Here is a 15856-nt window from a genome sequence, read left to right as displayed (position 1 = left end):
CTTTCCCCTCAGCCCGGACCGGGCTGGTCCGATCGACCCCGAACTCGGCCATACGGGCAGCCATTTCGGACTCGGCCGCCGTGACCGAGCCCGTTCGGCATGCTAAATCCGAGGCTCGAGCACCAGCCATCAATTCGAGGAGGGTCGAAAGGCGGAGCGCCGACGAGAGGGCACTCCTTCATCACTCCTTGATTGCGCTGCTCGTCGCGGGCGTCACGAGCGCCCTGGTCTGACGGCCCCGCGTCCCCTGCCGCTTTCCTGCCGACGCCGGCACGGGGCGGGAGCGGGCGCAGGCGCGGACAGCTTGGCCCGGCACCCGAGAGAGGTTCGCCATGCACGACACCCTCACCACGGCGACCCGCCCGTACGACGCCGACTCGCCGCTGGCCCACCTGCTCAACATGGTGCAGGCCCTCGGCCGACCCACCCAGGACGAACAGCGCGAGGACGCTGTCACGGCCGTCGCCCGCTACGTCTACCCGGATACCCTCGCCAAGGTGCTGGACTTCATGGGCGGGAACGGCAGCCCCGCCCTGCGCTCCCCCGGCTTCGACTTCGAGGCGGCCGCGACGGCCTGGCTGGACGGCGGGCTGTGGCTGCACCGCACCCCGCGCATCAGCGAGGCCGACGGCGCGGTCGACGTGCTCACTCTGATCGTGCCGTGCACCTGCGGCCGCGGCTACAACGACATCGTGCTCGACTGCGAGGACATGCTGATCGAGCTCCTCACCGAACTGGGGCCCACGCACGGCTGGTCGGTGCACGACGACAGCCTGGAGGACTGCCGCAGCGTCTCTAAGAAGTCCGTTTCCCTCGTACATGGGCCCCCGACATCATGGTCGTCGGTAGGTTCATCTGCGAGAGGACGAGTGCGGCGGGTGCATGGAGACGGGCAGACCGATCTGACGGAACTGTGGCAGCAGCGTTGGCCCAGTCGCCCTCCGGTCGGGTACAGGCTTCGCGACCCATATCGGGACGTCTGGGTGCGCTTTCACAGCCTTCCGGAGTCGAAGCGGTACGCGGAGGACGAGAGCGAGTACACCGTCGTCCTGGAGCGCTACAACACCGTCCTCGATGAGTTGTTCGCTGATACGGATGTGTATGTCATCACTCCGCTCTGGACGACCGAAGCCGAGGTTCCGTCAGCGGAACCCGTCACGGGGTTCTGGCAGAGCCTGCTGGTGAAGGACGATCCTGACCCCGAGTTCCGCACGTACTGCCACCTGTTCGCCGCCCGCCGATCCTGGCAGCGCGGCTGCATCGACGACTTGCTCCGAGATATCGCCGACGACAAGACGGCGGGAGTCCTCATCACCGACACCCGCATGCAGCGCATCCACCACCCCTACGACGGTGGCGCCGACGTCTTCCTCGCCACGCCAGGAGAACGGGACCAGATGCGCGATCGGCACGCCGACTGGCTTTCCAGTCACCCCTCGGGTCTCTGACCGGCCCGGATCGCCGCCCCGCTCAGAATGGTCTCCACCGCAAGCACCGGGTTGAAAGGCTCCACCAGTTCCTTTGCAGCGACGGCCACGAGGCGCGCCGGCGCGTCACCCTCCAGCAACGCGCTCACGTATTCGATGGCCTCCGCAGGCGAGAGCACAGACAGCCTTTGGCGCAGTGTCCGCACAGCATGCATGCGTCCGCGCGTAGCGGCCACCCCGCGGAGCGCATCGTGTAGATCGTCCACTGCAGTGCGGACCGGCAGGCCGCGTATCCGAGCCCGGTAGTCGGCCTCCCACTCCCCGGTTACCGCGGAGACGACGCCGATCTGATGCAGTCCCCCGTCGACACGGTCGACCAGATACGGCCCATTGCCAATCAGTGCGTACTTCGAGTTCCGTGTGCGTACGAACTTTTCGGACTGCCAGGAGACGATCCACACCAGCTCGTGCTCCTCGACACGTACCACAGCCATCCTCACCGCGTCCGCGCTCACAGCACGCCACTGCTGATAGTCGCGCTCCAGCAGCTCTTCGACGGCCCGACCGGCGGCTTCCTGCTCGATCATGCGTGCAGCATCCCGTACCGGCCCTCTGCCGACCAGCGAATTCTCATGGCCCAGCGCCACGTGCGAGGGTCCGGACGGACCTTCTTACTCAGGCGAATAGATCGTGAAGTCCCGCACGGCTGCTCGCGTCCGCTCGGATCTCCGGTGTTGAGTGACTTCCCGCTCTACTGCTCGGCGGTGCCGTTCGCACCGTCAATTTCGTAGATCCGCTCCTGAAGCCGTTCACCGGCCCAGTCCAGCTCGACACCCAGGTCAAGCCAGTGCCGATCCTTGCGGACCCCGGGCGGTGAGAGGTTCACCGCCGCCCACGAGAACACCCCCAGGAGGATGGAGCGTCCGTGCCGCGCGGGTCACCAACATGGCCTGTTCCTCCTCAGAATGTCGACGCCCACCCGTGAACACTGAGTTGCCGCCTTCTTGAAGGGGCGGGTCACGGGGCTGGTGTGACGTTGTCGGGTGGGTCAGCAGCCGGAGGAGGTGCGAGAGGGGCCAGCCGTGTTGGGTGGCGACCGGGTCGACTCGTCGTGGGCGCCTGATGGTCGCGGTCCGGCCCGCCGCTCGCGAGCAATGGGCGACCAGGGCATGCGCCAAGCTGCCGGCGGAGTATCCGTAGCGCGGTGGTAGCCGCGGACAGGGGGCTTTCCGGCATCGGTCGCGGTGTGTCCCCGTACGACAACGGGGCGCCCCCGAGAGACGCCCCGTCGCGGTGTCGTCGTTGCCGGTCAGTCGGCCGGTGTCAGCGCGACCTCGGCGCTGCCCGAGAGGGACGGCAGGCCGTCCGGGGGCGTGTCCGTGTAGGTGGCGTTGAAGACCGCCTTGAGGTTGTCCGAACCGGAGTGCCCGCCGTCCAGGAACGTCTTGAACGATCCGGAGCAGCCGTTGCTCGTCGACAGCGGGTGTCCGTGCGAGTCGTGGCCGAGGATGAACGAGACGCTGACCTTCGCGCAGTCCACCGGCTGGTCGTCGGTGACGGTGACCTGCCAGGTGACCGTGTCACCCCAGTGGAAGGGGGTGCCACCGTGCGGTGCCGGGTCGGTGGTGAGCGCGACGACCGGCGCCTTGTTGCCGACGACGACGGGGACGGACGCGGAGGCCGAACGCCCGGTGCTGTCGGTGACCTTCAGCGTGGCGTCGTAGACCGCGTTGTCGGTGAACGTGTGCTTCGGGTTCGCCTCCCTGGAGTCGACCGTGCCGTCGGCGTCGAAGTCCCACGCGTAGCGCAGGGCGTCGCCGTCGGCGTCCTTCGTGCCGGCGCTGGAGAACTGGACGGTCAGCGGGCTGGTGCCGTTGACGAGGTCCGCGGCGACCTTGGGCTCCGGGGTGCGGTTGCCGCGGGTGAAGTCGATGCGGGAGAGCTGGGCCTCGGGCAGTTCCGCGAAGTACCCGGTGCCGTACTCCAGGACGTACAGCGCGCCGTCGGGGCCGAACTCGGCGTCGATCGGGCCGTCCGTCTTGATCGTGGGGATCGCGTCCTCGATCTTGAGGACCTGGTTCTTCTTTCCGAGGGTGATGGCCTTCATCTGGTCGCGGGTCCACTCGTAGAAGAGCGGCTTGCCGTCGAAGTACTGAGGCCAGCGGTTCTGGGCTTTGTTGCGCTTGTCGTACTGGTAGACCGGGCCGCCCATGGGGCCGATGCCGCCGGTGCCGAGTTCCGGGAACTCCACCGAGGCCCCGTAGCCGTACACGATCTCCGCGTTCTCGACCGGGGGCAGCACGCTGCGGCCGGTGTTGTTGCGGGAGTCGTTGACGGGCTTGGCGCAGTCGAAGGCGCCGCTCGACTTCTGGGTGGCGAAGTCGTAGTCCTGGTAGGGGATGTCCTGGGTCACGCAGAAGGGCCAGCCGTAGTTGGCGGGGCGGTCGATGACCATCCAGCGTCCCTGGCCGGCGGGGCCGCGGTCGGGGTTGGCGCTCTGGGCGTCGGGCGAGTAGTCGCCGACGTAGACCTCGCCGGTCTTGTCGTCGACGCCGAAGCGGAAGGGGTTGCGCAGACCCATGGCGTAGATCTCGGGGCGGGTCTTGGCGGTGCCCGGCGCGAAGAGGTTGCCGCGCGGTATCTGGTATCCGCCGCCGGGCTTGGCCTGGATGCGCAGGACCTTGCCGCGCAGGTCGTTGGTGTTGCCCGCGGTGCGCCGCGCGTCGTAGGCAGGGTTGCGGTCGGGGCGGTCGTCGAGCGGGGCGTAGCCGTCGGAGGAGAACGGGTTGGAGTCGTCGCCGGTCGACAGGAACAGGTTGCCCTTGCCGTCGAAGTCGATCTTGCCGCCGACATGGCAGCAGATGCCGCGGTCGGCCGGTACCTCGATGACCTTCTGTTCGGTGGCGAAGTCGAGCTTGTTGCCCACGAGTTTGAACCGCGACAGGCGGGTGACGCCCTTGTACTTGGCGAAGTCCGCGTCCGTGCCGAACTGCGGGGCGTCCCCTTCGTTGACTCCCGGGGTGGCCGGGTCGTCCATGGGGGTGGCGAGGCGGGGCGAGTAGTAGAGGTAGACCCAGTGGTTCTTGGCGAAGCCGGGGTCGACCGCGATGCCCTGTACGCCTTCTTCGTCGTGCTGGTAGAGCCCCGCGGGGCTCTTCTTCATGTCGGCGGCAAGGAAGTTCACGCCGCTCTTGGGGTCATGGACGCGGACCTCTCCCGTGCGTGCCGTGTGCAGCACCCGCCGGTCGGGAAGGACGGCGAGGGCCATGGGCTCGCCCGGACGGTCGTTGAGGGTGACCTTCTGGAAGTCCGACGAAGTCGGCGGTGCAGGGTCCGGTTTGGCGGCCTGCGCTGTGGAGAGGGGCAGGAGCCCGACGGCTCCTGCCAGCGCAGCCGCCCCCATGAGGGTGACGATCCGTCTGTTGCGCACTCAGAACTCCTTTGGTCTGGCCGGCGGGTGAAGAGCCAGGCGGAATGCGTGAGTTGGACGCTAGGGCGCCCACTTTCAACTCGTCAAGGACAAAGTTTCAATAATCTCAAGGAAAGTTTGTCCCGTTGTTTCCGGTCTTTTCGGGCATCACGGGGAGACCCGCCCGGCGCCAGGACGCCGGGCAGGCACCACGGGTGACACTCCGTCAGTGGCGGGCGCGCAGGGCCGCGAGATTGTCGTAGCCGATGCGGGCGAAGTCCAGGGACTGGCCGGGCACGGTCGTGCTGGGTGCGGTGTCCTGCTCGACCATCGGGTTGCGGTAGTTCTTCGCTCCCACCCGGGTGAAGAACCGCCGGTAGTCGATGTCACCGGTGCCGAACGGCACCATGTCGTAGCCCATGCCGCTCTGGGTGTTGACCACGCCGTCCTTGGCGTGGAACAGCGGGAACCGGGTGCTGTTGCGCTCGACGAGTGCGGCCGGGTCGAAGACGCGCTCGCGCTGGGAGCCGTCATGGGCGGTGTACGTGTGGAACTTGTACTGGGCCACGTGCGCCCAGAAGACGTCCAGCTCCAGGTAGACGCTCTTGCGGTCCGTCACCTTCAGGAAGTACTCCAGCTTGCGGATTCCGGAGCTGCGGGTGGGCCGCCCCTGTGCGTCGAGCGGGCCGCCGTCGAGCAGGAAGTCGTAGGCCGCGTCGTGGTTGTGGGTGTAGAGCTTGATGCCCGCGCGGCAGGCGAGGGAGCCCAGGGTGTTCCACTTCTGCGCGGCGACGTCCCAGTCGGCCCGGTAGGGGGTGTTGGTGGGGTCGGCGCCGGTGCCCATGTGCTCCATGCCGAGGATGTTGGCGATCTCCAGCCAGCGCTTGAAGGTGTCCCGGTCGGACGACGTCAGCGGCCAGGACGGCGGGATGTAGCCGTGGCTGCCCTGCGCCCGCAGCCCGTACTCGTCGAGCCAGGAGCGCAGCAGCTTCGCGCCCTGGACCGTGCCCAGATCGGCGCCGCCGGGTGCGTTGGCGTGCTGGCCGTAACCGGCGAACTCCACCTGGCGATAGCCGAAGCGCGACAGCTGCTTGAACACCTCACGGAAGCCGGAGGGCAGGTCGGAGGCCAGCGGGTCGCGGCCGACCGCGTCCCGGACGGTGTAGAGGATGATGCCGCGCTTGTGCGGCGGGACCAGGGCGGAACCGCCCCGGTCATGGCCGCCGGCTGCCGTTCTGTTCTGCGCCAGGGCGGGCGCGGCGCCGAAGACCGGGGCTGCGATCGCCGCCCCGGTGACGGCCGTGCAGGTGCTGAGGAAGCGGCGGCGGTTGACGCCGAGTGCGCGACGCAGGGCGTCGCCGGTGACGGCTTCGTCGTTGAACGCGGTCACAGTGGTTCTCTCTTTCGTCGTCGCGGTGCTGCGGGTGCCTTGCGGCGTGCGCCGCCAGCGAGGCCGGCATGCCGCAGCAGAAGGGACTTCACTTCGGTGGCCGCTCCACGGCCGGATACTGCGCGGGGGGGTGGATTTCAGGACGAGCGGACGGTCGTCGACGCTCGTGGGGAGGCAGCCGCGGCTGCCTCGAACAGGTGACGGGTCGAGGGGCCCGAGCGCCCTACGGCAACGCAGGCGGTCTTTCTCGCGGGCGGGCGCGGAAACCGCCCGGACCTTGAGGTGGGGGTCTGGCGGGACTGACAGCGGGTCGCCGGATCTGGCGTGCCCAGGTCGAGGTGCGGGTGGTCGAGCGTGAGTCCGACGCCGTCGTGGCCGAGGTCCGCGAGGAGGCCGAGGGCGTCGCCGGGAGGGAGCACGGTCACGCCGCCGGTACCGAGGCCGAGTCGCAGGTGGCCGCTCATGTCGGGCTCACCTTCCGTGCGAGCGCGCGGGCCACGGGTGCGAGCCCCAGCACGGCCACAGGGGTCACACGCGCACCGGACCTGGCGGCGAGCGCGGCCTGGAGCGGGATCATGGCGCGGATCCCGCCGCCGACGGCCCGCTGCGTGAGCGGCGCGGACGGGTTGAGGGCGGCGTGCAGGCAGGGAAGGGCGGCGGTACGGACGTAGGCGGCGGCCGTCAGCGCTGCGAGGGGCCCTTCTGTTGGGCGTGTACGTGCCAGCAGCAGGCCGAGCACGGTCGTCGCGCCGAGGGCGGCGAGGGGCGTGAGCGCGGAACCGCCGTACGCCTCATGCCTGGAGACGGCGGTCACGGCGTAGGTGTGGGCGGCCAGGGCGAGGGCGGGGGCCCCGACGCGGAGAGCGGTTCCGGGTGTGCCGGAAGCCCTCGCACCCGGGTCCTGACGTGGCATCAGGGACTTCGGATCCGGCCTCCCGGCCACCGGGCGGCTCGGCAGCGGACGGCTCGGCAGCAGGCTGCCGGCGGGCGGTGCCGTGCCGGCTGCCTTCTGCCCGGAGGGCGCCGCGCCCGGTCCCGGCATGGTGGCCGTCGCTCCGAGGACCAGGTCCAGGGCCCGGGCCGTGGCCATCGCCGCCGGGGCCGCGGGGGTGTGCTTCAGGCGGAGGTCGTACGCCCAGACGGTGGCGGTCAGCGCCGCTGCCACCGCGAGTGCGGGGCGGCCGGCGCGGGCGGCGAACGTGAGTCCGGCCGCGGTCAGCAGCCCGGCCGCGGTCAGCGCCGCCGCAGGAGAGATGCGGCCGGAGGGGATGGGCCGATGAGGGCGCTCGACGGCGTCCTCGTCGCGGTCGGCCCAGTCGTTGAGCGCCATGCCCGCCTCGTACAGGCAGAGCGAGGCGCCCGCCGCGTACGCCGTGCCCCGGCCGGGCCGCAGACCGGTGGCGGCGGCACCGGCGAGCGCGTCGCCGGGCACAGTGAACAGCGCGGAGACGCGCAGCAGTTCGGCCCAGTCTCGCAGCCGTGCCCGTCTCCCCCGCCCCGCGCGGGCACCCGCCGGGTTCTGGTCGCTGTCGGCGCGGGCGGACTTTCGGGTGCGCGCCGCTGCGGGTGGGGCGAAGGCGGCCAGGAGGGAGCGGATCATCGCGCCTCCCGCAGCCGGTCGGCGAACGACAACAGGGCGGTGTACTGCTCCGAGAGACCCGCCGGACCCGCGTCGGGGTCCTTGAAGTAGAAGCCCAGTTCCGTGAGCGGGCCGGACATGCCCGCCTCGTGGGCGCGGGCGACCAGGCGGGCCAGGTCCAGGACGAGCGGTGCGGCCAGGGCCGAGTCGCACCCCTGCCAGATGGTCTGCAGGATCATGCGCGAGCCGAGGAAGCCCTCGAAGGCGATGTGGTCCCAGGCGGTCTTCCAGTCGCCGAGCACGGGTACGTCGTCGATGTGCACCTCGCCCTGCGGTGTGTGCCCGAGGGTGTCGGCCAGGACGCGTTCCTTGCCGGCGTTCTTCGCCGCTGCCGCGCCCGGATCGGCGAGGGCCGCCCCGTCGCCGCCGCCCAGCAGATTGGTGCCGGACCAGGCGCGGACCTCGATGGCGCGCTGGACGAACATCGGGGCGAGCGCGGCGCGCAGCAGGGTCTGGCCGGTCTTGCCGTCCCGTCCCGCGTGGGGCAGTGCGCCAGCCGCGGCGGCGTCCGTGAGGGCCGGGATGCGCAGCCCGGTGGACGGCGTGAAGTTGACGTAGGGGCAGCCGGCTCGCACGGCGGCGGCCGCGTAGAGGGAGCTGGGTGGCAGTCGTACGGCGTCGGGCGCGGGCAGCGGCTCGGTGGAGGAGACGTTGACGACGACCACCCGCGCCAGTGCGTTGCGCACGCGGAACGAGGTGAGGTCGGCCGCGAAGTCCGCGATGAGTTCCTCGTCGCTTCGCGTGTCGTCCGGGAGCGGGCCGCCGAGTCGTATCTCCTCGTCCGCGGCCTGGAGTTCGGCGCGTACGGCGGGGGCGAGCCCGTGCGGCAGGACGCCCGCCTCGGTGAGGTGTTCGGCCCGCTTGGGCAGCGGGCAGTGGGCGGTGTCGTGGCCGCCGAAGACGAGTGCGGGCAAAGGCGGCAGGCCGGTGCCGTCGAAGGGTGCGGTCTCGGTCACCATGCCGGTCGGCGGCCGCAGCCCGGCGGTGACCGCCGCGCATCCGGCGACGGCTGTGGTGGCAACCGATCCGCGGGCTCCGACGAACCAGACACCGGTGCGTGCGGTCCGCCCGCCGGTCTGGGGCTCCGATGCGTTCCCGTCGTGGTTCACGGGCTGCCTCCCTGCCATGTCGATGTTCCGATGTGGTTGGAGGACGGTGGGCAGGGGCTCGAGGGCCTCCCGCCGACCGTCGGCATTGGGACGGCTTTGGCCGCGGGCCTGGAGGTCTGCTCCGTGATGCGCGCGGTTGCGGCGTGCGAGGGGGCGGCAATGGGCCGCCGCTGAGAGGTTCGCGGTGCCTGAGGATCCCTCGGCCCTGCGCTGTGCAGGGCCGTCCTCGGTTGGCCGGTCGGACGAGGGATACGCCCTACGGCCCTAACGCGTCGTCAGTTCCGAACCACTGTGTGGTTCCTGTGCACGAGGGGACCGTAGCCCCGTTCGTCCTTGGCCGGAACCCCTCGCGCAGGGAAACGGCGAACTTCTTCCAGGATCAGGACAAAGACGTAGACGGGCAGCCCGGACCAGCCAGGCTGCTTCCCCGTTACGGTTTGTCAGCCCCCGGCCGGTTTGCGCCTCCTGCTGCGGAGCGTCTAGTGGTCGCTGCCTCCAAAGGCAGCGTCGAAGGACGCCGACGGCGGGTCGAAATCGAATCGCTTCAGATGGGCGAGCGCTTCCGGCGCGCCCTGGAGGCGGTCCATGCCGGCGTCCTCCCACTCGACGGAGACGGGGCCCTGGTAGTCGATGGAGCGCAGCATGCGGAAGACGTCCTCCCAGGGCACGTCGCCGTGTCCGGCGGAGACGAAGTCCCAGCCGCGGCGCGGGTCGCCCCAGGGCAGATGGGAGCCGAGGCGGCCGTTGCGGCCGTCCAGGCGCATGCGGGCCTCCTTGCAGTCCACGTGGTAGATCCGCTCACGGAAGTCGTAGAGGAAGCCGACGGGGTCGAGGTCCTGCCACACGAAGTGGGAGGGGTCGAAGTTCAGGCCGAAGGCCGGGCGGTTGCCGACGGCCTCCAGAGCACGCCGGGTCGTCCAGTAGTCGTAGGCGATCTCGCTGGGGTGGACCTCGTGCGCGAACCGCACACCCTGCGCGTCGAAGATGTCCAGGATCGGGTTCCAGCGCTCGGCGAAGTCCTCGTAACCGCGGTCGATCATGGACTGGGGTGCCGGCGGGAACATGGCGAGCAGATGCCAGATGGCCGAGCCGGTGAAGCCGATGACGGTGTCGACGCCGAAGGCGCGTGCGGCCCGCGCGGTGTCCTTCATACGGTCCGCCGCACGACGCCGGACACCCTCCGGCTCTCCGTCGCCCCACACCTCGGCGGGCAGGATCGCCTGGTGGCGCTCGTCGATGATGGCGTCGCAGACGGCCTGGCCGACCAGATGGTTGGAGATCGCCCAGCACTTGAGTCCGTACTTGTCGAGCATCGCGTGCCGGGAGTCCAGGTAGGACGGGTCGGCGAGCGCCTTGTCGACCTCGAAGTGGTCGCCCCAACAGGCGAGTTCGAGTCCGTCGTAGCCGAAGTCACGCGCGAGACGACAGACTTCCTCAAGTGGGAGGTCGGCCCACTGACCGGTGAACAGGGTGAACGGGCGTGGCATGGTGCCTCCGAGCGGGTTCCTTGCCGGCTCTCTACCGGACTTCGGCCGCGACGGCCTGGACGGGGGTGTAGACGGAGTTCTTCTGCGCACTCTCCTCCACCGCGGCGAGTACACGCTGGACCTGCAGACCGTCGGCGAACGACGGCCTCGGGTCGGTGCCGGACGCGATGGCCTCGACGAGGTCGCGGGCCTGGTGGACGAAGGTGTGCTCGTAGCCGAGCACGTGGCCGGGCGGCCACCAGCCCTCAAGGTAGGGGTGCTCGGCCTCGGTGACGACGATCCTGCGGAACCCCGCCGTGGCGGCGGGCTCCCGATGGTCGTGGAAGGACAGCTCGTTGAGCCGCTCCAGGTCGAAGGCGAGCGAACCGGACTCACCGTTGATCTCCAGACGCAGGGCGTTCTTGCGCCCTGTCGCCATCCGGGTCGCCTCGAACGCGGCGAGCGCTCCCGAGGCGAGCCGGCCCGTGAAGACGGCCGCGTCGTCGACCGTCACCGGCCCGCGCCGGGGGCCGCCGGACGCGGTCAGTCCGTTGGAGGCGCCGTCGAGGAGGGGGCGTTCCTCGACGAAGGTCTCCATCTGGGCGGAGACGCCGACCAGGACCTCACCGGTCAGGTACTGGGCCAGGTCGACGATGTGCGCGCCGAGGTCGCCGAGCGCCCCCGATCCCGCGTGCTCCCGCTGCAGCCGCCAGGTCAGCGGGAAGTCGGGGTCGACCAGCCAGTCCTGGAGGTAGCTGACCCGTACGTGGCGCAGCGTGCCGAGCCTGCCGTCCGCGATGAGCCCGCGCGCGAAGGTGAGGGCGGGCACCCGCCGGTAGTTGAAGCCCACCATGGACAACTGGCCGCGTGAGCGGGCCGCTTCGGCGGCTGCGACCATGGCCTCGGCCTCGGCCACCGAGTTCGCCAGCGGTTTCTCGCACAGCACGTGCTTGCCCGCCTCCAGCGCTGCGATCGCGATCTCCGCATGGCTGTCGCCCGGTGTGCAGATGTCGACGAGCTGCACGTCGTCGCGGGCTATGAGGGCACGCCAGTCGGTCTCCGCCGCGGCCCAGCCGTGCTTGTCGGCCGCTGCCCGCACACCGTGCGCGTCGCGGCCGGCGATCGCGGCCAGGACCGGCCGCAGGGGCAGGTCGAACGCGTGCCCTACGGTGCGCCACCCTTGTGAGTGCGCGGCGCCCATGAACGCGTAGCCGACCATGCCCACGCCGAGTGTCGGCGGTGCGGTCCGACTGTCCCTCTGTTCCATACGGATTCCTCCTGGTCGGAGTGTCACTGACTCATCGTGGTGTGCGCGGGGCCTGCGGCCCGGTCCGGTCAGATGAAGCCGGTCGGCAGGTACTGGTCGACGTTGTCCTTGGTGACCACGGCCGAGTAGAGGGTCAGCGAGGACGGGATCTCGAACTCGGCGAGACCTCCGATGCCCTTGGCCTGCCCGAGCGCCCGGGCGAGGTCGATGGCGGAGGCGGCCATGGTCGGCGGGTACAGGACGGTCGCCTTCAGCACGCTGTCGCCGGCCTTGATGGCGTCCATCGCGGACTTGGCGCCGGCGCCGCCGACCATGAGGAAGTCGTCGCGTCCGGCCTGGTCGATGGCGCGCAGCGCGCCCACGCCCTGGTCGTCGTCGTGGTTCCACAGCGCGTCGAAGCCCGATTGGGCCTGCAGGAGTTGGGCCATCTTGGCCTGTCCGGACTCGACCGTGAAGTCGGCCGCCTGGCGGGCCACCTTGCGGATGTTGGGGTAGTTCTTCAGGGCGTCGTCGAAGCCCTTGGTGCGCTGCTGGGTCAGTTCGAGGTTGTCGAGGCCGGCGAGTTCGACGACCTTGGCGTTCTTCTTGCCCTTGAGCTGTTCGCCGATGTAGTGGCCGGCGTTGAGGCCCATGCCGTAGTTGTCGCCGCCGATCCAGCAGCGGTACGCCTGCGGGGAGGCGAACACGCGGTCCAGGTTGACGACGGGGATACCCGCCCTCATGGCCTGCAGGCCGACCTGGGTGAGTGCCTTGCCGTCGGCGGGCAGGATCACCAGGACGTCGACCTTCTTGTTGATCAGCGTCTGGACCTGGCCGATCTGCTGGGCGGTGTCGTTGGAGCCTTCGGTGATCTCCAGGGTGACGTCCGAGTACTTCTTCGCTCGCGACTTGGCGTTGGAGTTGATGGCGTTGAGCCAGCCGTGGTCGGCCTGGGGACCGGCGAACCCGATGGTGACGGCCTTGCCCGGCTTGTCGTCCGCGACCGGGGCGGCGTTGTCCGCGGCCTGCGCCCGGTCCTTGGACTCATTGCTGGTGCAGGCCGTCATCAGCGCACCGGCGGAGACGGCGGCGGTGCCGAACAGCAGTGCTCTGCGGCTGGTGGCGGGGGTTTTGGGCATGGCGGATCGACCCTTCGACTGGGCGGTGTGCGAGCGATGGAGTCCGGCCGGGTGGTGGGCGTCCGACGGAGTCCGACTGGCCGGTGCTGTGGGGTTCGACGGAGTCCAACTGGCGGGTGGTGGGCGTCCGATGGAGGAGGTGGGGTGCCGGACGGCGGTGTCAGGGGCCGCCGTCCGGCCTGTGCCGCACGGTGTCAGGTGTCGCCGTGCAGCGAGCGGCGCTGGACCAGGACGGCGGCGACGATGATGGCGCCCTTCGCGATCTGCTGGACAGCGGTCTCGAGGTTGTTCAGGGCGAAGATGTTGGTGATCGTGGTGAAGACCAGAACGCCGAGGACGGAGCCGATGATGGTGCCGCGGCCGCCGCTGAGCAGGGTGCCGCCGATGATCGCCGCAGCGATGGCGTCCAGCTCGTAGAGGTTGCCGTTGGTGTTCTGCCCCGAGCCGGCGAGCACGATCAGCATGAACGCGGCGATCCCGCAGCACAGCCCGGACAGCAGGTACAGGTACAGGCGCTGGCGGCGTACGTCGATACCGGCGAGGCGGGCCGCTTCCGCGTTGCCGCCGACCGCGACGGTGCGGCGGCCGAAGGTGGTGCGGTTGAGGACCAGCCAGCCGATGACGGTGACCGCGGCGAAGATCAGGACAAGGGGCGGGATGCCGAGGATGTAGGAGTCCCTGGCGCCCAGGTCGAGCACCGACGCGATGCTCACGATCTGCGTGCTGCCGTCCGTGATCTGCAGTGCGAGCCCCCGGGCGGAGGCGAGCATGGCCAGCGTCGCGATGAACGGCACCATCCTGCCGTAGGCGATCAGCAGACCGTTGACGAGACCACAGCCCACACCGACGATCACCGCGGTGAACAGAATGCCCGCGAAGCCGAACTCCTGGGTGGCCACGGTCGTCGCCCACACCGAGGCGAGCGCCACGATCGCGCCGACCGACAGGTCGATGCCGCCAGAGGTGATGACGAACGTCATGCCGACGGTGACGACACCGATCACGGAGGCCTGGGTGAGGACGAGCTGCAGATTGCTCGTCGCGAGGAACTCGTCCGGTGCGGTGATCCCACCGACCGCGACGAGGACGGCGAGGACTCCGAGCAAGGACAGGGTGCGCACGTCCCAGCGCGGACCCGATCGACGCGAACTCCCTTGCTCCCCCGCGGACTTGGCCGCGGGTGTCGGCGCATCCTCGTGCGCCGCGGTGGCCGGCTGCGTCATGGCGTCGGGCTCCCTTCCATCACAAGATCGAGTACTCGGTGCTCGTCGAGCTCCCGGGCGTCCGCCGTGTGCACGACGCTGCCTTCACGGAGCACCAGCACCCGGTCGGCGAGCCCCAGGACCTCGGGCACCTCACTGGACACGAGAAGTACGGCCAGGCCCTCGTCGGCCAGCCTGCGAATCACTGCGTAGAGCTCCGCCCGGGCGCCGATGTCGACACCCCTGGTGGGCTCGTCCAGCAACAGCACCTTGCAGCCGCGCAACAGCCAGCGTGCGAGCACGGCCTTCTGCTGGTTGCCGCCGGACAGGGTCCTGATCGCGGCGTCGGGATTGTCCGGCCGCAGGGACAGTTCCCGCACCGCCTGGTGCGTCGCGGCCCGTTCGGTACGGCGGTCGAGCCAGCCCGCGCGGGCGAACCGCGACAGCGTGGAGATCGAGACGTTGCTGCTGACGGACTCCAGCATCAGCAGGCCCTGCGCCTTGCGTTCCTCGGGCGCCAGACCGATACCGGCGCTGACGGCGGCGCGGACACTTCCGGGGCGCAGGGGCGTGCCGTCGACGAGGACACGGCCTTCGTCGGGCTTGCGAGCCCCGTAGATCGTCTCCAGGATCTCGCTGCGCCCTGAGCCGACGAGCCCGGCCAGGCCGACGATCTCCCCGGGCCGCAGCTCCAAATCGACAGGGGCGAACTCCCCTCGCCTGCTCAGCCCTTCGACCTTCAGCACCGGCTCCCGCTTCGCGGCGAACCCGGCCTCGGGCCGCTCGGGGAAGACGTACTCCACGTTCCGCCCGGTCATCAGGGTCACGACCTCATGGGTCGGTGTGGACTTGGCGGGCAGGCCGCCCGCGACCGAACGGCCCTCCTTCAGGACCGTGACCCGGTCGCCGATGCGGCGGATCTCCTCAAGGCGGTGGGAGATGTAGATGACGGCGACGCCGTCGGCCGTCAGATCGCCGACGATCCTGAACAGGTTGTCCACCTCTTCGGGGTCGAGCGCCGCCGACGGCTCGTCCATCACGATCAACCGCACCTCGTGGGACAGCGCGCGGGCCATCGAGACGATCTGCTGCTGCGCCGCGGACAGGTCACCGACCAGCCGCGTCGGATCGACCTCCGAGTGCCCCAGACGTTTCAGCAGCTCCGCGGTCGCCGTACGGGCTGCGGAACCGCGCACCACGAACCCGGCCGAGGTGGGTTCATGCCCGAGGAAGACGTTCTCCGCGACGGACAGCCCTTCGATCAGATCGAGTTCCTGGTAGATGGTGGCGATGCCCAGCCGCATGGCGGCGATCGGCGACCCCAGGGTCACGGGCTCACTTCGCCAGGTGATCTCACCACTGTCCGGCTGGTGAGCCCCGGCGAGCACTTTGATCAGAGTGGACTTGCCGGCCCCGTTCTGGCCGAGCAGGCAGTGGACCTCACCGGCGTGGACCTCGAGATCCACGCCGTCCAGGGCGCGAACGCCCGGGAACGACTTGGTGATGCCGGACATGGTGAGCAGGGGCGGTTGCGGTGCCATGAGGAATCCCCTCGGCGGATACGGGCCGTGAGTGGGCAGGGCTGGGCTGGATGTCTCGATTGCGTGGGCGGCGTGGGCGGCATGGAGCCCTGGCGTCGAGTGCGGTGTGCGCCGGGCCGGCGCGGCGGCCGGGAAGGGCAGGGCAGGCTTGATCGCCCGGCGACCTTCCAGAGGGTGGCGGCCGCCGACGCTTCATGGGCGGATACGGCGGTGCTGGGGCTGTTGCGGTGGCCCTACGGGTGCGCCGGTGGGCCTGCGGCTGTCGTGGTGGCGCTACGGGTGCGCTGC

At 70.0% G+C, this 15856-nt stretch carries 12 protein-coding genes and 1 pseudogene; 1 reads left to right on the top strand and 12 read right to left on the bottom strand.

The window, feature by feature from the left end; genetic code table 11:
- Window positions 1-332 precede the first annotated feature (332 nt).
- Window positions 333-1448: a DUF3885 domain-containing protein gene (locus tag OHT57_RS45320; RefSeq protein ID WP_328752824.1), complete on the top strand. Its 1116-nt coding sequence runs from the start codon at window positions 333-335 to the stop codon at window positions 1446-1448.
- On the opposite strand, the gene OHT57_RS45315 is transcribed toward OHT57_RS45320, so the two are convergent.
- From OHT57_RS45315 to OHT57_RS45260, 12 genes and pseudogenes are all read right to left on the bottom strand, one after another.
- Window positions 1430-2014 (bottom strand): YrhB domain-containing protein, encoded by a 585-nt coding sequence (locus OHT57_RS45315; RefSeq protein ID WP_328752823.1) that lies wholly within the window; start codon window positions 2012-2014, stop codon window positions 1430-1432. The two genes, OHT57_RS45320 and OHT57_RS45315, sit on opposite strands and share 19 nt — an antisense overlap.
- A gap of 164 nt (window positions 2015-2178) precedes the next feature.
- Window positions 2179-2331 (bottom strand): hypothetical protein, encoded by a 153-nt coding sequence (locus OHT57_RS45310; RefSeq protein WP_328752822.1) that lies wholly within the window; start codon window positions 2329-2331, stop codon window positions 2179-2181.
- A 405-nt stretch (window positions 2332-2736) separates the two neighbouring features.
- On the bottom strand, window positions 2737-4857 hold the full coding sequence (locus OHT57_RS45305; RefSeq protein ID WP_328752821.1) for a PQQ-dependent sugar dehydrogenase: 2121 nt from the start codon (window positions 4855-4857) through the stop codon (window positions 2737-2739).
- Window positions 4858-5062: 205 nt separating this feature from the next.
- The gene (locus tag OHT57_RS45300; RefSeq protein ID WP_328752820.1) at window positions 5063-6226 is read right to left on the bottom strand and encodes a sugar phosphate isomerase/epimerase family protein; all 1164 of its coding nucleotides are present in this window, start codon (window positions 6224-6226) and stop codon (window positions 5063-5065) included.
- Window positions 6227-6531: 305 nt separating this feature from the next.
- Window positions 6532-6690, bottom strand: a pseudogene (locus tag OHT57_RS47590) (sugar phosphate isomerase/epimerase); the annotation flags it as partial.
- Window positions 6687-7826, bottom strand: coding sequence for an SCO3242 family prenyltransferase (locus tag OHT57_RS45290; RefSeq protein ID WP_328752818.1), 1140 nt, complete (start codon window positions 7824-7826; stop codon window positions 6687-6689). The pseudogene OHT57_RS47590 and the gene OHT57_RS45290, both read right to left, overlap by 4 nt.
- On the bottom strand, window positions 7823-8974 hold the full coding sequence (locus OHT57_RS45285) for an inositol-3-phosphate synthase (RefSeq protein WP_328752817.1): 1152 nt from the start codon (window positions 8972-8974) through the stop codon (window positions 7823-7825). Before OHT57_RS45285 ends, OHT57_RS45290 begins: the two co-directional genes overlap by 4 nt.
- A 479-nt stretch (window positions 8975-9453) precedes the next feature.
- Complete coding sequence (locus OHT57_RS45280; protein ID WP_328752816.1) at window positions 9454-10461, bottom strand: sugar phosphate isomerase/epimerase family protein; 1008 nt, start codon at window positions 10459-10461, stop codon at window positions 9454-9456.
- Between the two features lie 31 nt (window positions 10462-10492).
- Entirely contained in the window at window positions 10493-11707 is a 1215-nt protein-coding gene (locus tag OHT57_RS45275) for a Gfo/Idh/MocA family protein (protein ID WP_328752815.1), read from the bottom strand.
- Between the two features lie 68 nt (window positions 11708-11775).
- Window positions 11776-12825: a substrate-binding domain-containing protein gene (locus OHT57_RS45270; protein WP_328752814.1), complete on the bottom strand. Its 1050-nt coding sequence runs from the start codon at window positions 12823-12825 to the stop codon at window positions 11776-11778.
- A gap of 194 nt (window positions 12826-13019) precedes the next feature.
- Window positions 13020-14048 (bottom strand): ABC transporter permease, encoded by a 1029-nt coding sequence (locus tag OHT57_RS45265; RefSeq protein WP_328752813.1) that lies wholly within the window; start codon window positions 14046-14048, stop codon window positions 13020-13022.
- Complete coding sequence (locus tag OHT57_RS45260; protein ID WP_328752812.1) at window positions 14045-15568, bottom strand: sugar ABC transporter ATP-binding protein; 1524 nt, start codon at window positions 15566-15568, stop codon at window positions 14045-14047. Before OHT57_RS45260 ends, OHT57_RS45265 begins: the two co-directional genes overlap by 4 nt.
- Between the last annotated feature and the right edge of the window lie 288 nt (window positions 15569-15856).

It is taken from the genome of Streptomyces sp. NBC_00285, assembly GCF_036174265.1.
In the GTDB taxonomy this organism is placed as follows: Bacteria; Actinomycetota; Actinomycetes; order Streptomycetales; family Streptomycetaceae; genus Streptomyces.
This window is presented reverse-complemented; position numbering and strand designations above follow the sequence as displayed.